Below are 19,758 nucleotides of genomic sequence, written 5' to 3'. Positions count from 1 at the left end.
CGCATTGCGCGGTGCCGGGCTGTCGCCGGCCGTCCCGGGCCCTGCGATCACGCCCGGCGGGGACGGCTGTCCCTTAGGCAAGGTCCGCCCGCGGGGCATCGTCCAGGTGGTTCCACCACGTCAGCGGGGAAGTAACCACGAACCGCCTGCCGGTCACGGACCTGGGGACGATCCGTACAAAGTGGTCTTTGGGTCCCGCCTGCCACGGAAACAAAACAAGCCCCACGCCCTTCATCAGGTCCGGGGACGGTTCCAGGACCACGGCGCGGCCCTTGACCTCCACGCTCCATGCCCGCCGCGGTTCGCCTCCGGTGCCGTCAGCTTCGAGGGCGACGGCGGCGTCCCCGGCCAGGGCGGCCAGTTTTGTTCCTTCGCCGGTGCGGAACACCAGGGCCCCGTTGTCCACTTTGTAGTTGACCGGGAAGATTTCAGGATGCCTGTCCACCAGGACCGCCAGGTGTCCCACTGACACTTCGCGCAGGAGGTCCCAGCAGGCATCGGCGCTGAGCACCTCCATCTCCGGAGCCGCTGAACTGTTGTGCATACAGCCGAACGTAGTGGCCGCGGCGCAGCTGCACTAGGGCATTACGGCCCGGGCGCGGTGTGCTGCCGGGGTGCACCGGCACCATACGGTCTTTGGGCCCTGTTGGTACCCCGGCAGGGCTTCTAGGATCTGCACATGACCGATAAGAACATGGTGCCCGAAGCTGAAGTCCTCGATACCGACGAGTGCTGGCGGTTGCTGGAAAACACGAGTGTTGGACGCCTGGCCGTGGTGGTTGATGGCCAGCCGGACGTCTTCCCGGTGAGCTTCAGGCCCGACGGCGGCGGCCTGCTGTTCCGCACCGGCAGCGGAACCAAACTCGACGCCATGGAAGCGAACTCGCTGGTTGCCCTCGAAGCTGACAGCGTGAGCGGCGAGTTCGGGCTGGCATGGAGTGTTGTGGTCAAGGGCAAAGCAGTCCAGGACGATGCCTCGGGAACTGCGCTCAATGACACCCGCCGCGGGCTGTTCCCCTGGCAGGGTGTGGGCCAGGAGCACCTGATCCGCATCGTTCCCCAGTCGGTGACCGGCAGGAAGTTCACCCTGTCCGCAACAGGGACCTGGCGGACGACGCTGGACGACGCCACCCGGGCAGGGTTCGAATAGCCGCGCACCGCCCGGAGCCGGGATGCGGTCCGTGGACTGTGGAGCGGTTCTTCGCCGGCTCGCCTGATGCCCTCGCGGTGTACGGGGAAGTCAGCCGCATCGCCTCATCCTTCGGCGACGTCGAGGTACGTGCCTCCAAAAGCCAGGTCGCGTTCCGGCGGCGGCGCGGTTTTGCCTACCTGTGGCTGCCCGGCATGTACCTGAGGTCCGCGGTTGCCGTGGTCCTTTCACTGGCGCTCCCTTTTGAGTCTGCGTCCCCGCGGTTCAAGGAAATAGCCCATCCCTCACCCTCGATCTGGATGCACCACATTGAAATAACGGACGCCAGCCAGGTGGACGCCGCGGTAGCCGGGTGGATGCGCCAGGCCTACGACTTTGCGGCGTAGGTCCCTGCGCCTGTCCGGCCCATGCGCCCCGCTTTAGGGGCCTAAGGCCCTGCCGGGCCCGGCAGGGCGCGCGGCACCATGGTGCCATGAACAGCTCCAGCACCAACGGCGACGCCGGCCTGCCGCCCCGGAAAGTGCACCTCGCAGAGCAGCCGGTCGCCGTCGTCCGTGAACACGTCCGCATGGATGCGCTCCCGGACTTCTTCGGCCGGGCCTTCGGCAGCGTCATGGCGGCAGCGCAGCGGCAGGGGGCCACCCCGGCCGGGCCGCCTTTCGCGCGATACCACGGCATGCCCGGCGAAACTGTGGACGTGGAGGCCGGTTTCCCGATCACCGGCACGTTCACCACCGCCGATGGCGTCCAGGCCGGAACGCTGCCGGAGGCCGATGCCCTGGAAGCGATCCACACCGGCCCCTACGACACCCTCCAGCAAACATACGGGGCGATCCAGCAGCAGATGCGGGCAGACGGGCTCACACCGGCAGACAGCATGTGGGAGTACTACCTCAGCAACCCGGAGAAGGAACCGGACCCGGCCACGTGGCAGACCAGAGTCATTTGGCCTGTTGCCGCCCGCACCGGCTAGTTCCCATGGCCCGCATCACGTCAGCTTCCGTGAACAAGCGCGCCGCAGGCACCGGCCGCGAGTGGAGAGCATTGTTCGTCAGCACCGCACACCCGCGGGAGGGCCAGGAGCGGCCCCCGCCCTCCGGCGTCGTACTGCGCCGGGCCGCGGCAGATCGCGTGCGGAACGCATCTCCCCTGGCGGCGCCTGCCGGGCCTCAGAAACTGGAAGAACTTCCGGAACCGGAGAAGCTGCCGCCGCTGCTTCCGTACCCGGTGGTGCTTCCGCCGCCGCCCCGCGCGGAGCTGACACTGTTGACGCCGGTGTTGAGCCCCGAACTGAAGGCCGCGACGTTGAAGAAGTGGTAGGACGGGTAGACGGTCCCCAGGATGCTGGGCTCATACGTCCGGCGGCGGCTGCGCCCCAGGCCGTCCTGGGCCGTCTCCATCTGTTGGCGCATGAGTTTGGCTTCGCGTTCGTTCTTCGCGAAGCCGGCTATCACCGTTGCGGCATGATCCTCCAGGAGCCCGGCCAGCCTGCTGCGTGCTTCGTTGAGGCGGTCCAGCGCAGTTTCGGGGGTGATCCGTTCCTCGGCCAGTTCCGCGGTCCACCGCTCTATGTCGCGCAGGCTGTGGTCCCGGAAGGATCGCAGCGCCGCGGCGGTGGCCGAGTCCCCCTGGCCATGGTGTTTGGTCAGCAGCCGTTCCAGCCCGGACAGGTCTTCGCGGAAGGGCGCGAGCTGGCGGTCCCAGGCGGCGGGCCAGGTGGCGGCCCGGTTGAGGAAGGCGTTAGTGTCCGCGATGACGTCATCGAGTGCATCGAGTTCGGTGGCCGCATCGGCGTATTCGCGGGTGATTTTCAGGTTCCCGCGGCGGCCCAGCGAGCGTTGGCTGAGCGCGTGCACCCTGTTGGAAAGATCGGTGGCGGCGGTGTACCGGTTCAGGAAGGTGCGGTGCTTTTCCAGGACCTGGCTGCCGTAGCGGGAGGATTCCGGGATGGTGCCGGCGTTGAGCTCCGTGACGTCCAGGTCCATGCTGACGCTGGCGTAGCTCCGGTCGCCGCGCTCAATCTCCTTCCGGCTGGCGGACCTGGTCACGGTGCGGACAATCAGCCAGGCGCCGGCGCCGAGGGCGGCGATCCCGCCGCTGACCCAGGCCGTGACCAGGAAGGCAGCCGACTGGTACCACGGCTGGTTGATCAGCTGCGCGGCACGCCGTACCCCGGCGATGGTGCCATCCGTCCACTGGGCATCACGGAACAGTTCCTTGGTGGCGTCCTGGATGTCGCTTCGCTGCTCGAGCGAGACCTTGCGGTCTTCACCCATGTACGTCCCCACGTGGCGGCCCACGGGGTCCAGGGCAAAAATTAACAGCCCGTCCGCCCACTTCTGCCCGTCTGCGCTGATCCATTCTGGACGCTCGGCGCGGGCGAACCGCAGCACTTCCTCGTTGAGGTTGTCTTCGGCCCGCCCGTTGTAGGTGTAGACCGCAACCGTAGTGGGCTCGTGGAAGTCCATCGCTTCAACAGCCGGGACCAGGGTGTTCCGGTCAAGCACTCCGGCGGTGTCCTCAACCACCACGGATGACGGCGGAACCGCGAGCGCCGGGGCTCCAGTGCCAAGCATCAGCGCGGCCAGGAACAGCAGCAGCCCTGCCAACCTGGGCACCGTTTCCCGGCGCCGGGAAGTGTCGTTTACTGTCAGCGGCATCCGTGACCCCCATCGAAGTTGTCCTGGTCCATTCGTATCAGCGGGCAACACTCCTGACCAGCGGGAACAGAACTTCCGGGCGCTGGGTTCAAGCGTCGCCCGGATCCATCCTCCGCGTCCAGGGTCCTTGGTCCCGCAGCGTCACAGGGCCGGGATACGGTCCGGAAGCCCGGGTCCTAAGACCCTTTCCGCGGAAGAACCGGTCTTCCATGCTTAAGGCCGGTGACGCGTCCCGTTCCGCAGACAAGGAAGGGCGCGGCGCGGAGCGGTCGCGTATCGGCGCACCAACACCCGATCCGGGGACGCACCCCAACAGCAAGGACCAGAGATGAAAGCGCTTGTTTACGGCGGCCCCGGGAAGAAGTCCTGGACGGATGTACCGGATCCTGCCATCCGGAACCCCGGCGACGCGATTGTCAGGGTGGACACCACCACGATCTGCGGGACGGACCTCCACATCCTCAAAGGTGACGTGCCCGCCGTGCAGGAGGGGCGGATCCTTGGGCACGAAGGCGTCGGCACCATCACGGAAGTTGGATCATCCGTCACCAGCCTCAAGCCCGGGGACCGGGTGATCATCTCCTGCATCAAATCCTGCGGCCACTGCGCCAACTGCAAGACCGGCCTGTATTCGCACTGCCTCGGTGATGAGGGCGCCCCGGGCATCGGCTGGATTTTCGGCCACCTGATTGACGGGACGCAGGCGGAGTACGTCCGGGTGCCGTATGCGGAGAATTCGCTGCACCTGCTGCCGGATGGCGTCAGCGATGAGCAGGCGGTCATGCTCTCGGACATTTTTCCTACGGGCTTCGAAATTGGTGTCCAGTACGGCCGGGTGAAGCCTGGCGATACTGTGGCAGTGGTGGGGGCAGGGCCTGTAGGTTTGGCCGCGATTGCCACCGCCGGGCTCTACGGGGCCGCCGGCATCATCGCTGTGGACCTGGACCGGAACCGGCTGGAGCTATCCCGCGGCTTTGGTGCAACGCAGGTGGTGGTGTCCTCCGACGCTGATTGGAAGAGCCAGGTGCTCTCGCACACGGACGGCCTGGGCGTGGACGTGGCCATCGAGGCCGTTGGCATTCCCGCCACGTTCGACATGTGCACCGAGATTGTCCGCCCGGGCGGCAACGTGGCCAACGTGGGCGTGCACGGCAAGCCGGTGGAGCTGCACCTGGAACGGCTGTGGATCCAGAACATCAATGTCAGCATGGGCCTCGTCAATGCCAACACCACCCCCATGCTCCTGCGCCTGGTGGCCCAGAAGAAGCTGCCTGCGGAGAAATTCGCCACCCACCACTTCGGCTTCGACCAGTTCATGGACGCATACGACACGTTCAGCCGGGCGGCCGAGACACAGGCCCTGAAGGTGGTCATCACGCGTTGAAGGCCGCCGGATAGGACACGCAGGAAACGCCGCGGACCGTGGGACCGGTCCGCGGCGTTTCCTGGATGGCGGTGCTTAATCCTGCCCGGGTCCCTGCGGGGTGGCCTGGCCCGGCGACTTGCCGTTGCCGGCTGTACCAACGGGTGTTGTGGCCGGAGTGGGCGTCCCGGCGGTTGCCGCCGGCTGGCCAAAGCCCTTCAGCATCTGGATGACGTCAAATCCGGTGGTGTCCTTGAGGAGCTGCGCCGTTTCGTGGACACCTGAGGAGACGTTCCTGCTCACCTGCCCGGCGCCGTCGTTCGAAATGACTGTCATGTTGCTGATGGCACCCATCGGGGCCGCGATTTCCTTGGCGATGGACGGCAGGACTTCCAGCAGCTTGTTCAGGATGGCTGCCTCGTTGAACTCGCTGTACGCCTTGGCCTGCGCTTCGATGGCCTCGGCCTCGGCCTTGCCCCGCAGCCCAATGACATCTGCTTCGGCGATACCCTGTGACTTGGTGACTTCCGCCTCGGCCAGGCCGCGGATCTTGTTGATCTCCGTTTCCGCGTTGCCCTTGGCGGTGTTGGCGGCAGCCAGCGCCTGGGCTTCCACCTCGTTGCCGGCGGCCCGCAGTTTCCGGGTCTCCAGCTCGGCGGCTGCCTCTACCTTGGTGGCTTCGGAGATCCGGGTACGGCGGGACAGATCCGCTGCAGCTTCGGTTTCCACCTTGTACTTGGCGGCGTCGGCGGGCTTGCGGACCTCGATGTCGAGTTCCTTCTCACGGAGTTCCGCCTGGCGTGCCACCACCTGCTGGTTCTTCAGGATGATCGCTTCCTGCTGGTCAGCCTGGGCCAGCGGGCCGGCAGCATCGGCCTCAGCCTGGCGGGCATCGGTTTCCTGCTTGAGTTCAGCGCGGCGGAGCGCCAGCTTCTGCTCCGCCTCAGCCGTCTTCTGGTCCGCAAGGGCTTTCGCCTCGGCGGCCTCGCGCTGCGAATTGGCCTCGGCGATGCTCGCGTTACGGGCCACCAGCGCAGCTTCGGGGCGCCCCAGGTTCTTCAGGTAACCGCCGGTATCGTCCACGGACTTGATCTGGAACGTGTCGATCACCAGGCCCTGGTTGGTCATGGAGTGCTCGGCCTCCTCCTTGACCGAGGCCGCGAACTGCGCGCGGTCCTTGATGATCGCGTCAACGCTCAGTGTGCCCACAATGGAGCGCAGTGAGCCGGACAGCGTCTCCTGCGTGTAGTGGTCAATGGCGTCCTGCTGGTCCAGGAACCGCTGGGCGGCCTTGCGGACCGAGACCTTATCGCCCCCGACCTTGACCTGCGCAACACCTGTCAGCTTGAGCTGGATGCCGTTGTTGGAAATCGCCTCGATGGTGACCTCAACCTGGCGTGATGACAGCGAGATGTGGCTGACCCGCTCGGTGATGGGATTGACGAACGCCCTGTTGTTGATGATGACCCTGGACTGGTCGTCGGAAGTTTCGTTCGTTGTGTTCGGATCGCTCTTGCCGGTAATCAGCATCGCCTCGTTGGGCTTCGCGAACCGGATGCTCTTGGTGTAGAAAATGAATCCCGCGATGAGCAGCAGCACCACTGCTGCTCCGGCGATCAAAACGATCACCATGGTTCCCCCAATAATCATTTCTCCCCTTATTTACATGTTGAATTTCTCCAGTCACTTTACGTGCCAAAGCCTGGGGCGGGAATCCTGCCGGTGTGGCGGCCGGTTGAGCCTGCGCGTCACGGTTGGCGGCCAGGACGTACGACGCCGGCTGGCTGGGTACGCAACGGAGGGGGACTAAGGAGGAGAACCAGCGGACGTACCAGGACCAGCAGGTGCCGCCGTTCGGTAGGTTGGTGCTGTACGTCAGGGCCAGTCTTCGTCGAGGCATGGGAGAACAAGTGAAAGCGATCGTGTACGAAGAGACCGGTGCGTCGTCGGTATTGCAACTGCAGGACAAAGCAACGAGCGATCCGGGTCCCGGCGAGGTCCGCGTCCGGCTGGCTGTTTCCGGGGTCAATCCCACGGACTGGAAGTCCCGCGCCGGCAGCGGGCAGGGCAGCACGAAGCTCAAGGCGCCAAAGGTGCCGAACCAGGACGGCGCGGGCATTGTCGATGCCATCGGCCCCGGGGTTTCGGGGTTCAGCGCCGGCGACCGCGTCTGGCTGTGGGACGTGGCCTGGGGCGGCGACGAAGGTACGGCCCAGGAGTATGCCGTTGTCCCGTCGATGAAAGCGGTTGCCCTTCCCGATGATGAGTCCTTTGATACCGGGGCCTCCCTGGGCATACCCGCCCTGACCGCACACAGGGCCTTGACCTCCAGTGAACACGGGCCTGACCGGCTCTCCCCCGGTTCGTTGACCGGGCAGACCGTCCTCGTCACTGGCGGCGCAGGAGCCGTCAGCCACGCCGCAATCCAGCTGGCCCGTTGGGCCGGAGCCACCGTCATCACCACCGTCAGCGACGACCGGAAGGCCGGCCTCGCCCGCCTCGCAGGGGCGCACCAGGTCCTCAACTACCGCACCGAAGATGTTGTTGCCGCCGTCAAAGCCGCAGTCCCGGAGGGCGTGGACACCATCGTGGACGTCAACGCACCCGCCAACCTGGAGTCCGACGTCCAGATCCTCAAGCCCGGCGGAACCATCGCCATCTATGCAGCGAACCCAGGGGAATCGGTAACCGTCCCCGTCCGGGAAAGCATGGGCAAGAACATCCGGTACCAGTTCATCCTGACCTATACCGTCACTGACGGGCAGAAGGAACACGCGGTGGAGTCGGTAGCCGAGGCGCTCGCGGATGGCGCGCTTCGCGTCGGTGAGAACCATGGGCTGCCGCTGACCCGTTTCCCGCTAACGGAAACCGCAGCGGCGCACGACGCCGTCGAACAAGGGACCACCGGAAAGGTGCTCATCGACGTCGCACCGCTCCCCTAAGGGGACGGTTCCGCACACGCCCGGCGTGCCAAATCTCACATTCACGGCCACGCCGGGCCGCCGGGCACCCCCGTACGGGGGCCGCGGCTAACGTGGACGGGTGCGAATCCATGACGTGTCCAGCCCGCGATCCACCGCCCGCGTCCGCCTGGGATTCTGCTTCATGGTGGCGCTGCTCCTGGTGGTGGCCGGCCGGGTGTTCGTGGTCCAGGGATTTGATCCAGAGAGTTATGCGTCCAAGGCCGCAGACCGGCGGACCCAGGTATCCGCGCTCGCCTCCGAACGCGGCGCAATCCTGGACATGAACGGCACCGTCCTGGCCCAGAGCACCGTCCGCTACGACATCGTGGGCACACCGAAGGTGAACAGCACGACGGACACTTTCCGCCAGGTAGACGATTCCGGAACCGTCCGGACGGTTAGCCGCGACCAGGGCCTCCAGGAACTCGCCAACCTCTTGGAGATACCTGAGCCCGAAGTCCGTGAGCTCATGACCGGCGACGCCCTGTTCACCTTCCTGGCCAAAGCCGTGGACCCCGGCGTCGAGCGTGCAGTCGTGGACCTGGGCGTTCCGGGAGTGGAGTCGAGACCGGTCAAAAAGCGCGCGTACCCGCAAGGGGCGGTGGCCGGCAGCATTGTTGGATTCACCAATGACCAAGGCGGCGCCGCGGGCCTCGAACTGACCCTGGACGAACAACTGACGGGCCGTGACGGGGAACGGACCTACCAGACCGGTGCGGACGGGATCATCATCCCCACCGCTCCGCTGGAGGTGGTCCCGGCCACGAACGGCCAGTCGGTCAAGCTCACCATCGACACCGATCTGCAGTACGCGGCGCAAGAAGCGCTGGAAGCCCAGGCCGGCAAACTCAACGCCGACTGGGCGAACCTGATCGTCGTCGAAGCCAAGACCGGCAAGATACGGGCCATGGCGGAAACCAATTCCGTGGACCCGAACGACCCCGGCGCCACGGCACCGGAGGACCGCGGGGCGCGTTCCGTGCAGGCTGCCATTGAGCCCGGGTCAACGGAGAAGGCCATCACCGCAGCGGCAGCCATCGAGGAAGGGCTCGTCAGTCCCGGCTCGCGCCTGGTCATCCCGTCCGGGTACACGGTGAACGGGCAGTTCTTCAAGGACTCGTTCGAGCACGGCACCGAGCAGCGGACTTTCGCGGGCGTCATCGGTTCCTCCATGAATACGGGCACCGTCATGGTGGGCCAGGACCTGAGCCGGGAACAGCGTTATGACTACCTTCGAAAGTTCGGCGTCGGCTCCAGCACCGGAATCCCCCTCCCGGGCGAATCCGCGGGGCTGCTGGCCAAGCCGGACCAATGGGACGGCAGGCAGGAATTCGCCGTGCTCTTCGGCCAGGGCGTATCGCAGACTCCCCTGCAGACCACCATGGCGTTCCAGGCGCTCGCCAACGACGGCGTCCTGCTCAAACCGCAGCTGATCGAGTCCTACCTCGACCCGGACGGCACCGAACACCCGGTAGAAGCGGACCCCGGCAGCAGGGCCGTCAGCGAGTCCACGGCAAGGCAAACACGCGACATCCTTGAGAGTGTCGTCACCGCCGGCGGCGCCAAAGACATCAAGGTCCCCGGATACCGGGTAGGCGGCAAGACCGGCACCGCCGAAGCGGTGGCCGATTCAGGCAAGGGCCTGGACGGCTACACCGCTTCGTTCGTTGGCATGGCACCGATGGATGACCCGCAGTACGTCGTCATGGTCAACGTCCAGCGGCCAGCCGGAAACATCTACGGAATTTCCACCGCGCCGGTCTTCAACAACATCATGACCAGGGTCCTCAGCAGGTTCGACGTCGCCCCGTCCCGGACGCCGTCCGTCAGTCTGCCCCAAAAGTTCTGAGGCACGCGCCGCCGGGTTGGGCGCGCCGGTCTGGTTAGGCTGGGTGGATGGCAACAGTAATCCTCGTGCGGCACGGCCGCACCACAGCCAATGCGTCCGGGATCCTGGCTGGCAGGGCTGACGGCGTGGGCTTGGACCAGACCGGACTTGAGCAGGCGGCTTTTGCCGGAGACCGCCTTGCCGTGCTGCCCCTGGCGGGCGTGGTCTCCAGTCCCCTCGAACGCTGCCGCGAAACCGCCCGGTTCATCATTGACCGGCAGGCAGGAAGTCCTGCCGCCCCCGTCGAAGCCGACCTCACAGAATGTGATTACGGGCAGTGGCAGGGCCGCAAACTCAGTGACCTCGCCACCGAAGACCTGTGGGGTGCGGTGCAGTCACAACCGTCCACTGTTGTCTTCCCGGGCGGTGAATCAATGGCTGGGATGCAGGCGCGGTCAGTGGCAGCAATCCGGCGCCACGACGCTGCCTTCGAAGCCGGCCACGGTCCGGGAGCAGTGTGGGTGGCAGTCAGCCACGGCGACGTCATCAAGTCAATCCTGGCCGACGCGCTCGGCATGCATCTGGACCTCTTCCAGCGCATCAACGTGGGTCCAGCCTCCATCTCGATAGTGCATTACGGCCGGGCCCGGCCGAGCGTCTACGCCACCAACACTGACGCAGGGGATCTTTCGTGGCTCGCACACGGCATCGCATCCGGCGATGCGCCGGTGGGCGGCGGCGCGGGACAGGCTGCCATCTAGGCCCATGTGCCTAAAATACAGATATGCCCACACTTGTTCACGAATTTGCCTGGCCTGACCGGGTCGTCATCGGCACCATAGGCGTTCCGGGGGCACGCACTTTTTACCTGCAGGTCCGCACGGGTAAACAGATTGTCAGTATCGCGTTGGAGAAGCAGCAGTCAGCCGAGTTGGCTGAAAAGATCGACGACATCCTCGATCAGCTCGGCACCATCGAGGGAAATCCGTTCAGCGTTCCCGCAGGCACACCCGTCGAACTGGTGGACAATGACCAGCTCGAGACGGTCGAGGAGCAGTTCCGGACGGGCGCCATGAGCCTGGGGTGGGACCCGGCAACGGCGCAGATCGTCATTGAGGCCTACCCCATCATCGAAATCGATGCTGATACCGGCGAAATACCCGATGTCGACGATGCCGAGGTCCCCGAAATGCTGCTGGTACGGATGCCGGTGGGTACCGCGCGCGCCTTCGCCAAGCGCACGCGTGAGATCGTGGGCGCCGGGCGTCCGGCATGCCCGCTGTGCGGCTACCCCGTAGATCCCGAGGGGCACGTCTGCACCCTGCCCGAGGCCTGATGCCCGCCGACCTGCCGACCGGCGGCCTGACCCTCACCGGGCGAATCACGACGGCGTCGAATGCCACCTTCGTGGGGAGCGTCGGCGAGACGACCGTTGTCTACAAGCCGATCGCCGGGGAGAAGCCGTTATGGGATTTTCCCGACGGTTTCCTCGCCCACCGGGAGGTCGCCGCCTACCTGGTCTCGGAGGCACTCGGCTGGAACATCGTGCCACGGACCTGGCTGCGGGACGGTCCACTGGGCGAAGGCATGGTGCAGCTGTGGCAGGAGCCGGACCCCGGCCAGAAGGCGGTGGACATTTTCTCGCCGGAAGAGGCGCCCGAGTCCGGTTGGCGCCACGTCCTCGAAGGCGAGGACGAGACCGGGCGGACTGTCGCCCTCCTTCACGAGGACTCTGTGGCGCTGAGGCGCATGGCCGTGTTCGACGTCGTGGTGAATAACGCCGACCGCAAGGGCGGCCACATCCTCGCCATGGCCGGCGGGCACCGGCACGGCGTGGACCACGGGCTGACCTTCCACACTGACCACAAATTGCGCACGGTGCTGTGGGGGTGGCTGGGCGAAGACCTGGGCAGCGACGAGCTGCAGGGCATTGAGCGTGTGAGCGAGGGCCTGGACGGGAAGTTGGGCCGGGACCTCGCTGACCTGCTCAGCGTCGATGAGATCGCATCGCTTGCCGTGCGCTGTGCACGGCTGCGCTCGGCGGCCCGGTTCCCGGCTCCGGCCGGCGGGATGCCTGCCGTCCCATGGCCGCTGTTCTGAGCCTTCACCCCTGCCCGCCGGCGCAGCACTGACAAGCCCTACCGAGAAGAGAACATCATCACTGCAAAAACCGTCCTCGTTGCCGGAGCTACAGGTGACCTCGGCCACCGCATCGTTCGGGACCTCCTCCGCGGCGACACCCTGGTCCGGGTCCTGACACGACCCGGGAGCGGGACAGCCCCGGCCATGTACGGCGGGGAGGATCGCGTGGAGGTCCACGAGGCCTCCTACGCAGACCGGGCCGGCCTCGCGTCAGCACTGTCCGGCGTCGACACCGTTATTTCGGCGGTCAGCGGGGCCCGTCCGGTCATCGTCGATGCGCAGCGGGCCCTCCTCGCGGCCGCTGTCGAAGCCGGCGTGGCAAGGTTCATCCCGTCGGACTATTCTGCGGATTACCGTCGGATCACTCCCGGCAGCAACCGCAACTTTGAGCTCCGCCGCGAGTTCGCCGCCGAACTCGACGCCGCACCCGTTCGCGTGACTTCGGTCCTGAACGGCGCTTTCGCCGACATGCTCACCGGGCAGGCGCCCATGATCCTCTTTGAGCGTCGCCGGGTCCTGTTTTGGTCCTCAGCGGATCAGATTCTCGACTTCACCACCAAGGACGACGTCGCACACGTCGTCGCACGCGTCGCCCTCGATGACGACGCGCCCAGGGTCGTGGAGATCGCCGGCGACCGTGCCACAGCCCGGGACATCGCCCGGACAATGTCCGAGCTCACGGGAACACCCTTCTCCCTGCAATGGGCCGGTACCACCCGAACCCTGTCGATGATGAGCAAAGTTGGCCGGCGCTTTTCGAGGGACAACGACCACGCCTTCCCCGCGTGGCAGGGCATGCAGTACTTCGTCAGCATGTTCAGCGGCGAGGCCGAACTCCGCCACGTGGACAACAACCGCTACGGCACCCACGCGTGGACCTCAGTCCGGGATGTCCTCGAAACGCACATCAGGAAGGCAACGGCGGACCGCTGACCGCTGACCGCGGGAACCGTCCTGGTTCCCCGGCCCCACCGGACACGAGTGCTGCAGACGGCGCCCAGCCTGCAGCACACACAAATGGCCCCCGATGTGGCTGGGGGCCATTTGCTCTGCAACAGGAACGACTTAGAAGTCCCAGTCCTCGTCTTCGGTGTTCACGGCCTTGCCGATCACGTAGGAGGAACCGGACCCGGAGAAGAAGTCGTGGTTTTCGTCCGCGTTCGGGGACAGTGCCGAGAGGATGGCCGGGTTCACGTCGGTGACGGACGCCGGGAACATGGCCTCGTAGCCCAGGTTCATCAGGGCCTTGTTGGCGTTGTAGTGCAGGAACTTCTTGACGTCCTCTGCCAGGCCAACACCGTCGTAGAGATCGTGGGTGTACTGGACCTCGTTCTCGTACAGCTCGAAGAGCAGCTCGAACGTGTAGTCCTTGATTTCCTGGCGGCGTTCCTCGGACACGGTCTCCAGCGCGCGCTGGAACTTGTAGCCGATGTAGTAGCCGTGCACGGCCTCGTCGCGGATGATCAGGCGGATCAGGTCGGCCGTGTTCGTGAGCTTGGCACGCGAGGACCAGTACATGGGCAGGTAGAAGCCCGAGTAGAACAGGAAGCTCTCCAGCAGGGTGGAGGCCACCTTGCGCTTCAGGGGGTCGTCACCCTGGTAGTAGTCCATGACGATCTGGGCCTTCTTCTGAAGGTTCTCGTTCTCGGTGGACCAGCGGAATGCCTCGTCGATCTCCTTGGTGGAGGCCAGCGTGGAGAAGATGGAGGAGTAGCTCTTGGCGTGCACGGATTCCATGAACGCGATGTTCGTGTACACGGCTTCTTCGTGCGGGGTCAGCGCATCAGGGATCAGGGAGACAGCGCCCACGGTGCCCTGGATGGTGTCCAGCAGGGTGAGGCCGGTGAACACTCGCATGGTGAGCTGCTGCTCGACGGGGGTCAGCGTGTTCCACGACTGGACGTCGTTGGACAACGGCACCTTCTCCGGCAGCCAGAAGTTGTTCACCAGGCGGTTCCAGACGTCGACGTCCTTATCGTCCTGGATGCGGTTCCAGTTGATGGCCTCGACGTGGCTAAGCAGCTTGACCTTTTCGGTCATGTCATCCCCTAAGCGTTGGGTGGGTTTCTCTAAGTTAAAGCGTACGACGGCGGGCGGGCACCCGCCGTCGTACTCAACCTTTGGTCTCGACAGGCTCGACCAGCGGGGCTACAGCATGCAGGAGACGCAGCCCTCTACCTCAGTCCCTTCCAGCGCGAGCTGGCGGAGACGGATGTAGTAGATGGTCTTGATGCCCTTCTTCCAGGCGTAGATCTGGGCCTTGTTGATGTCGCGGGTGGTGGCGGTGTCCTTGAAGAACAGCGTCAGCGACAGGCCCTGGTCCACGTGCTGGGTGGCGGCGGCGTAGGTGTCAATAACCTTCTCGTAGCCGATCTCGTACGCGTCCTGGTAGTACTCCAGGTTGTCGTTGGTGAGGTACGGCGCCGGGGTAGTACACGCGGCCCAGCTTGCCTTCCTTGCGGATCTCGATCTTGGACGCCACCGGGTGGATCGAGGAGGTGGAGTTGTTGATGTAGGAAATCGAGCCCGTCGGCGGAACAGCCTGCAGGTTCTGGTTGTAGATGCCGTGCTCCATGACCGAAGCCTTCAGCGCCAGCCAGTCAGCCTGCGTGGGGATGTGCACGTCCTTGAAGAGTTCGCGGACCTTTTCGGTCTGCGGCACCCATTCCTGCTCCGTGTACTTGTCGAAGAACTCACCCGAGGCGTACTTGGACTTCTCGAAGCCGCCGAACGTCTGGCCGGTTTCGATGGCCAGCAGGTTGGAGGCGCGGACCGCGTGGTACACCACCGAGTAGAAGTAGATGTTGGTGAAGTCCAGGCCCTCGTCCGAGCCGTAGTGGACCCGCTCGCGGGCCAGGTAGCCGTGCAGGTTCATCTGGCCCAGGCCGATGGCGTGGCTCTGGTCGTTGCCCTTGGCGATGGAGGGCACCGAGGTGATGTTGGACATGTCGGACACGGCCGAGAGGGACCGGATGGCCGTTTCAATGGTCAGGCCGAAGTCCGGCGAATCCATGGTCTTCGCGATGTTCAGCGAGCCCAGGTTGCAGGAGATGTCCTTGCCGGTGTCATCGTAGGACAGGTCATCGTTGTACGTGGTGGGCTGGGAAACCTGGAGGATCTCCGAGCACAGGTTGGACATGATGATCTTGCCGTCGATCGGGTTGGCCCGGTTCACGGTGTCCTCGAACATGATGTACGGGTAGCCGGACTCGAACTGGATCTCGGCGAGGGTCTGGAAGAACTCGCGGGCCTTGATCTTGGTCTTCTTGATCCGGGAGTCGTCCACCATCTCGTAGTACTTCTCGGTGACCGAGACGTCAGAGAACGGCATGCCGTAGACCTTTTCGACGTCGTAGGGCGAGAACAGGTACATGTCCTCGTCCTTCTTGGCCAGCTCGAACGTGATGTCCGGGATGACGACGCCGAGTGAGAGGGTCTTGATGCGGATCTTCTCATCCGCGTTCTCGCGCTTGGTGTCCAGGAACCGGTAGATGTCCGGGTGGTGGGCGTGCAGGTACACGGCACCGGCGCCCTGGCGGGCTCCGAGCTGGTTGGCGTAGGAGAAGCTGTCCTCGAGGAGCTTCATCACGGGGATGACGCCGGAGGACTGGTTCTCGATCTGCTTGATGGGCGCGCCCACCTCGCGGATGTTGGTCAGCGCAAACGCCACGCCGCCGCCGCGCTTGGACAGCTGCAGGGCGGAGTTGATGGAGCGGCCGATCGACTCCATATTGTCTTCGATGCGCAGCAGGAAGCAGGAGACCAGCTCGCCGCGCTGCTTCTTGCCGGCGTTCAGGAACGTGGGGGTTGCGGGCTGGAAGCGGCCGTCGATGATTTCGTCCACCATCTGGAGGGCCAGCTTTTCGTCGCCGCGGGCCAGGTGCAGGGCCACCATGCACACGCGGTCCTCGTAGCGCTCCAGGAAGCGCTTGCCGTCGAACGTCTTTAGCGTGTAGGACGTGTAGAACTTGAACGCGCCCAGGAAGGTCTCGAAGCGGAACTTCTTCTTGTACGCGCGGTTGAAGAGCTCGCGGATGAAGTTCATCGTGTACTGGTCGAGCGTCTCGCGCTCGTAGTAATCGTTCTTGACCAGGTACTCGAGCTTCTCTTCCAGGTCATGGAAGAACACGGTGTTGTTGTTAACGTGCTGCAGGAAGTACTGGTGCGCAGCCTCACGGTCGGCGCCGAACTGGATCTCTCCGTTCGGGCCGTACAGGTTCAGCATCGCGTTCAGCTCGTGATAGCCCAAACCCTTGTAGGCGGCAGGCATCTCAGGCTTCTGGGCCATGGTTACTTCTGTGTCTGCGACAGTCGTGTCCAAAACGTGTCCAATCCTTGGTTGACCCGGGTGACGTCTTCCGGCGTTCCCATAAGTTCGAATCGATAAAGGTGGGGTACCTGGCATTTGGCGGCGATGATGTCCGCCGCCAGGCAGTAGTTGTCCCCGAAGTTTGTGTTTCCGGCGCCGATCACCCCGCGGAGCAGCTGCCTGTTCTGCGGGTTGTTCAGGAACCGGATGACCTGCTTCGGGACGGACCCCTCTCCCCCGGTGCCGCCATAAGTGGGCACTACCAGCACAAATGGCCGGGTGGCGAGGAGGGGTGCGTCCTTCGCATAAAGCGGGATCCGGGCCACTTCCCGGCCGAGCTTCACAACGAAGCGGCTGGTGTTCTCGGAAGTCGAGGAAAAGTAGATGAGCTGGCTGCCGGTCAGGATTGCTTCGGTTTCATCCGATGCCCGGACGGGCGGGGACACCTCCACGCGCTGAGCCGCGTGGTTGCGCAGGGCCCTGCGTCCCTGCTGTGCTGCTGGTGCTGCGATGGAAGTCACCTCAGCTGGCTGGTTTGAAGGAAAAGCGGAATCCCTAGGCCACAGAGGAGACTGCGGAGAGCGCGAGTTCCTCGATCTTGTCCGGGCGGAAGCCGGACCAGTGGTCCTGGTCAGTGACCACAACGGGAGCCTGCATGTAGCCCAGCGCCTTCAGGCGGTCGAGTGCCTCGGCGTCCTGGGAGATGTCAACGCTCTGGTAGGTGATGCCCTTTTTATCAAGAGCGCGGTAGGTGGCGTTGCACTGAACACAAGCAGGCTTCGTGTAAACCGTTACGGTCATTGTCCCTGTCCCCTTAGTCGAAATCTTCGCTGGTCCGGTGTCCCCGTCCAAGCTGTATGTCGATACTACATGTAGTGCAGACGCCGCTCAGGAACCCCTAGATGATGTATTACAAGTATGTCATTTAATGCACCTTTAATCCACAGGCGGGCCCCCTCAAAATGTCCGGAATCCCGGCAATTTCGTGAACACCGTCCACACCCTGTGGAGTACTTAGCCACATTTAAAGCCCAGCGTGTCGGGGAAAAGACGGCGTGTCGCGGCCGTCCGCGGGACGGCCCCGGGCAACCAAAAGGGGGTCCCGAAGTGACCTTCGGAACCCCCTTGGGTGAGCAAACGCACGACGGCGGCAGGCCGGCGTCGTGCGCCCCCCAGCTTTCATCCGGGGAGGGTGGCGCTAGAGCTGCGCCTCCCGCCGGTCCAGCACGATCTGCTGGACATCCAGGTAACCGGACTGGAACCCGGCACGTGAGTAGCAGAGGTAGAACAGCCACATCCGCTGGAACACCGCATCAAAGCCCAGCGCGTCCACCTCGGCGGACCTGGCCAGGAAGCGCTCCTCCCACAGGCGGAGGGTGGCGGCGTAGTGGTCCCCCATCCCCATGCGCTCCCGCACGCGGAGGGTGGTGTGCTGCTGCGTGACCCCTTCGATGGCCCGCACGGACGGCAGGAACCCGCCCGGGAAGATGTACTTGTGCACCCAGGTGTAGGCGTTGCGCGTGGCCAGCATCCGGCCGTGGGGCATGGTGATCGCCTGGATGGCCACCTTCCCGCCCGGAGCCAGGACGCGGTCGATGGTCTGGAAGTAGATGGGCCAGTACTCGTAGCCCACTGCCTCGATCATCTCCACGGACACCACGGCGTCGTACTCGCCTTCCACGGCCCGGTAGTCCTGCAGTGCCACCGTCACCTTGTCCGCGTACCCGGCCTCGGCAATGCGCGCCTGGGCCAGCGCCTGCTGCTCGCTGGAGAGCGTCACGCTGTAAACGCTGGCGCCGCGGGCTGCGGCCCGCAGGGCAAGCTCGCCCCAGCCGGTGCCGATTTCCAGGAGCCTGGTTCCCTCGCCCACGCCTGCCTTGTCCAGCAACCTGTCGATCTTCGCCTGCTGCGCGTCCGCCAGGACGCCGAAGTCCACGGAGTCCAGCGGTCCCGCAGACGATGGGAACAGGGCTGACGAGTAGCTCATGGTGGTGTCAAGGAAATTGGCGAACAGCTCGTTGGACAGGTCGTAGTGCCGTGAGATGTTGCTTCGCGTGTTCTGCTCGGCGTTCCGTTCCTGCCGGGGTGTACGCGGCAGGTACAGGGAGCGGAGCTTCTGCAGCGGCATGGGGATAAGGCTGTCCACGGATGCCGCGAAGACTTCCAGGACGGCTGCGAGGTCGCTGGCTTCCCAGTCGCCGGCCATGAAGGATTCGCCGAGTCCGATCAGGCCGTTGTCACCGATCCGGACCTCGAAAGCCTCCGGCCGGACCATCGTCATCACCGGCGCCTCGGGACCGCCCATGCCCAGGACCGTTCCGTCCGGGTACGCCACGCGGAGGGGCAGCCGCCTGGCGGCCCCTTTAAAGAGCAGGCCCGCGGCTTTGCCTGCCACGGCAGCTTTGGCTCCCGACGGCGGCTGGGCAACTCCCGGCCAGATCTCCGGATTGATGGTGGCGGGCGATGCCGGCACTCCGGTGGGCGTCCAGGCGGCGGGGCCGTTGCCCCCGGCCGGGCTGCTTGCCTTGGGGTGGGCTGCGGCGGTGCCGTTGTCGTCCGTCATTGTCATTGAACTGCCTCCTGTGAGGTGTGGTGTGGCTTGGTGACGACGGGCAGGCGTCTTGCCCAGAGTTTAATGCCCTGCACCCTGATCAGGGCGGATACCAGCAGCGGCGCGGCCGGTACCTGGATGGCGGCAGCAACGATGTTCCGTGCGGTGGCGGGACGCCGCCGTCCGTCCATGGTGGCCACGAAGGGCCGCTGGCCTTCGCGTTCCAGCACGATCGACACGGCCAGCCGCTCCCCCGGGGCCGGCAGCTTCATCCGGTACTGCCCGTCGACGTCGTTGAAGGGCGAAACGTAGAAGGCTTTGGGCACGGAGGCCCGGCCTGCCGCATCCGTCCGGAGCAGGTAGCAGTGACGCTCACCGTATGTGTTGTGGACTTCGGCCACGACGCATTGGAGGTCGCCATCGCTCCGGTAGCACCAGAACAGGGACAGCGGGTTGAAGACGTAGCCGAAGACCCGGGCGCTTGCCAGCATGCGGATGGCGCCGCCGTCGGGCTCGGTGCCCTGGGTCCGAAGGTAGCGTTCCACGTTGGACCGGATGGTTTCGTCCGGATCGCCGAGGTGGTCGCCGGCGTGGAATCCGGCCAGCGGCCGCAACCAGGCGGGCACGCGGGGCAGCCGGTCGACGTCGACGAACCAGCTGTAGCTGCGGTAGGTGAACGCGTTCTTCAGCGGGCTTTGCCGCACGTGTGAAATCGAGGTCCGGTAGATGGCCGCCGCAGGGGCCGCGGCACCATCGGTGATGGCTGTGCCGGCGTTCATGGCTACACCGTAG

18 protein-coding genes and 1 pseudogene are annotated in these 19,758 nt (G+C 65.1%); 10 read left to right on the top strand and 9 right to left on the bottom strand.

Annotated features, from left to right (window positions below):
• Window positions 1–73 precede the first annotated feature (73 nt).
• Complete coding sequence (locus tag OVA06_RS07695; RefSeq protein ID WP_268157412.1) at window positions 74–544, bottom strand: pyridoxamine 5'-phosphate oxidase family protein; 471 nt, start codon at window positions 542–544, stop codon at window positions 74–76.
• Window positions 545–679: 135 nt separating this feature from the next.
• On the opposite strand from OVA06_RS07695, the gene OVA06_RS07690 reads away from it, so the two are divergent.
• From OVA06_RS07690 to OVA06_RS07680, 3 genes are all read left to right on the top strand, one after another.
• The gene (locus tag OVA06_RS07690) at window positions 680–1,150 is read left to right on the top strand and encodes a pyridoxamine 5'-phosphate oxidase family protein (protein WP_261619136.1); all 471 of its coding nucleotides are present in this window, start codon (window positions 680–682) and stop codon (window positions 1,148–1,150) included.
• Between the two features lie 38 nt (window positions 1,151–1,188).
• A complete protein-coding gene (locus OVA06_RS07685) occupies window positions 1,189–1,536 on the top strand; it encodes a DUF5655 domain-containing protein (RefSeq protein WP_268157410.1) in 348 nt (115 codons plus the stop codon).
• An 86-nt stretch (window positions 1,537–1,622) separates the two neighbouring features.
• Window positions 1,623–2,123, top strand: a complete 501-nt coding sequence (locus tag OVA06_RS07680; RefSeq protein WP_268157408.1) for a GyrI-like domain-containing protein — start codon at window positions 1,623–1,625, stop codon at window positions 2,121–2,123.
• Window positions 2,124–2,319: 196 nt separating this feature from the next.
• On the opposite strand, the gene OVA06_RS07675 is transcribed toward OVA06_RS07680, so the two are convergent.
• Entirely contained in the window at window positions 2,320–3,810 is a 1,491-nt protein-coding gene (locus tag OVA06_RS07675) for a DUF5129 domain-containing protein (RefSeq protein WP_268157405.1), read from the bottom strand.
• A 328-nt stretch (window positions 3,811–4,138) separates the two neighbouring features.
• Here OVA06_RS07675 and OVA06_RS07670 point away from each other — a divergent pair, with 328 nt between their 5' ends.
• Window positions 4,139–5,194, top strand: coding sequence for a zinc-dependent alcohol dehydrogenase family protein (locus OVA06_RS07670; RefSeq protein ID WP_268157403.1), 1,056 nt, complete (start codon window positions 4,139–4,141; stop codon window positions 5,192–5,194).
• A 75-nt stretch (window positions 5,195–5,269) separates the two neighbouring features.
• Here OVA06_RS07670 and OVA06_RS07665 read toward each other — a convergent pair whose 3' ends face one another.
• Complete coding sequence (locus tag OVA06_RS07665; RefSeq protein WP_268157401.1) at window positions 5,270–6,823, bottom strand: flotillin family protein; 1,554 nt, start codon at window positions 6,821–6,823, stop codon at window positions 5,270–5,272.
• 260 nt (window positions 6,824–7,083) lie between these two features.
• Here OVA06_RS07665 and OVA06_RS07660 point away from each other — a divergent pair, with 260 nt between their 5' ends.
• The 6 genes from OVA06_RS07660 (at window position 7,084) to OVA06_RS07635 (ending at window position 13,039) form a co-directional block, all read left to right on the top strand.
• Entirely contained in the window at window positions 7,084–8,115 is a 1,032-nt protein-coding gene (locus OVA06_RS07660) for an NADPH:quinone reductase (protein WP_268157399.1), read from the top strand.
• Between the two features lie 163 nt (window positions 8,116–8,278).
• Window positions 8,279–9,985 (top strand): peptidoglycan D,D-transpeptidase FtsI family protein, encoded by a 1,707-nt coding sequence (locus OVA06_RS07655; RefSeq protein WP_268160693.1) that lies wholly within the window; start codon window positions 8,279–8,281, stop codon window positions 9,983–9,985.
• Window positions 9,986–10,032: 47 nt separating this feature from the next.
• Window positions 10,033–10,725 carry a histidine phosphatase family protein gene (locus tag OVA06_RS07650; protein ID WP_268157397.1) on the top strand — a complete coding sequence of 231 codons (693 nt, stop codon included), beginning with the start codon at window positions 10,033–10,035 and terminating at the stop codon, window positions 10,723–10,725.
• Window positions 10,726–10,748: 23 nt separating this feature from the next.
• Window positions 10,749–11,300: a DUF3090 domain-containing protein gene (locus tag OVA06_RS07645; RefSeq protein ID WP_268157395.1), complete on the top strand. Its 552-nt coding sequence runs from the start codon at window positions 10,749–10,751 to the stop codon at window positions 11,298–11,300.
• Window positions 11,300–12,064, top strand: a complete 765-nt coding sequence (locus OVA06_RS07640) for an SCO1664 family protein (RefSeq protein WP_268157393.1) — start codon at window positions 11,300–11,302, stop codon at window positions 12,062–12,064. The genes OVA06_RS07645 and OVA06_RS07640 overlap by 1 nt, the downstream gene beginning before the upstream one ends.
• 54 nt (window positions 12,065–12,118) lie before the next feature.
• Window positions 12,119–13,039: an NmrA family NAD(P)-binding protein gene (locus OVA06_RS07635; protein ID WP_268160689.1), complete on the top strand. Its 921-nt coding sequence runs from the start codon at window positions 12,119–12,121 to the stop codon at window positions 13,037–13,039.
• Between the two features lie 132 nt (window positions 13,040–13,171).
• Here OVA06_RS07635 and nrdF read toward each other — a convergent pair whose 3' ends face one another.
• From nrdF to OVA06_RS07605, 6 genes and pseudogenes are all read right to left on the bottom strand, one after another.
• Window positions 13,172–14,146: a class 1b ribonucleoside-diphosphate reductase subunit beta gene (nrdF, locus tag OVA06_RS07630; protein ID WP_015937302.1), complete on the bottom strand. Its 975-nt coding sequence runs from the start codon at window positions 14,144–14,146 to the stop codon at window positions 13,172–13,174.
• A gap of 108 nt (window positions 14,147–14,254) precedes the next feature.
• Window positions 14,255–16,376, bottom strand: a pseudogene (gene nrdE, locus OVA06_RS07625) (class 1b ribonucleoside-diphosphate reductase subunit alpha).
• A gap of 20 nt (window positions 16,377–16,396) precedes the next feature.
• Window positions 16,397–16,867 carry a class Ib ribonucleoside-diphosphate reductase assembly flavoprotein NrdI gene (gene nrdI / locus OVA06_RS07620; RefSeq protein ID WP_268160686.1) on the bottom strand — a complete coding sequence of 157 codons (471 nt, stop codon included), beginning with the start codon at window positions 16,865–16,867 and terminating at the stop codon, window positions 16,397–16,399.
• A gap of 103 nt (window positions 16,868–16,970) precedes the next feature.
• Window positions 16,971–17,216, bottom strand: coding sequence for a glutaredoxin-like protein NrdH (gene nrdH / locus OVA06_RS07615; RefSeq protein WP_015937305.1), 246 nt, complete (start codon window positions 17,214–17,216; stop codon window positions 16,971–16,973).
• Between the two features lie 397 nt (window positions 17,217–17,613).
• On the bottom strand, window positions 17,614–18,984 hold the full coding sequence (locus tag OVA06_RS07610; RefSeq protein ID WP_268157391.1) for a class I SAM-dependent methyltransferase: 1,371 nt from the start codon (window positions 18,982–18,984) through the stop codon (window positions 17,614–17,616).
• On the bottom strand, window positions 18,981–19,745 hold the full coding sequence (locus OVA06_RS07605) for a DUF1365 domain-containing protein (RefSeq protein WP_268160683.1): 765 nt from the start codon (window positions 19,743–19,745) through the stop codon (window positions 18,981–18,983). Before OVA06_RS07605 ends, OVA06_RS07610 begins: the two co-directional genes overlap by 4 nt.
• Window positions 19,746–19,758 lie beyond the last annotated feature (13 nt).

The organism is Pseudarthrobacter sp. SL88, from assembly GCF_026672455.1.
GTDB lineage: Bacteria > Actinomycetota > Actinomycetes > Actinomycetales > Micrococcaceae > Arthrobacter.
This window is presented reverse-complemented; position numbering and strand designations above follow the sequence as displayed.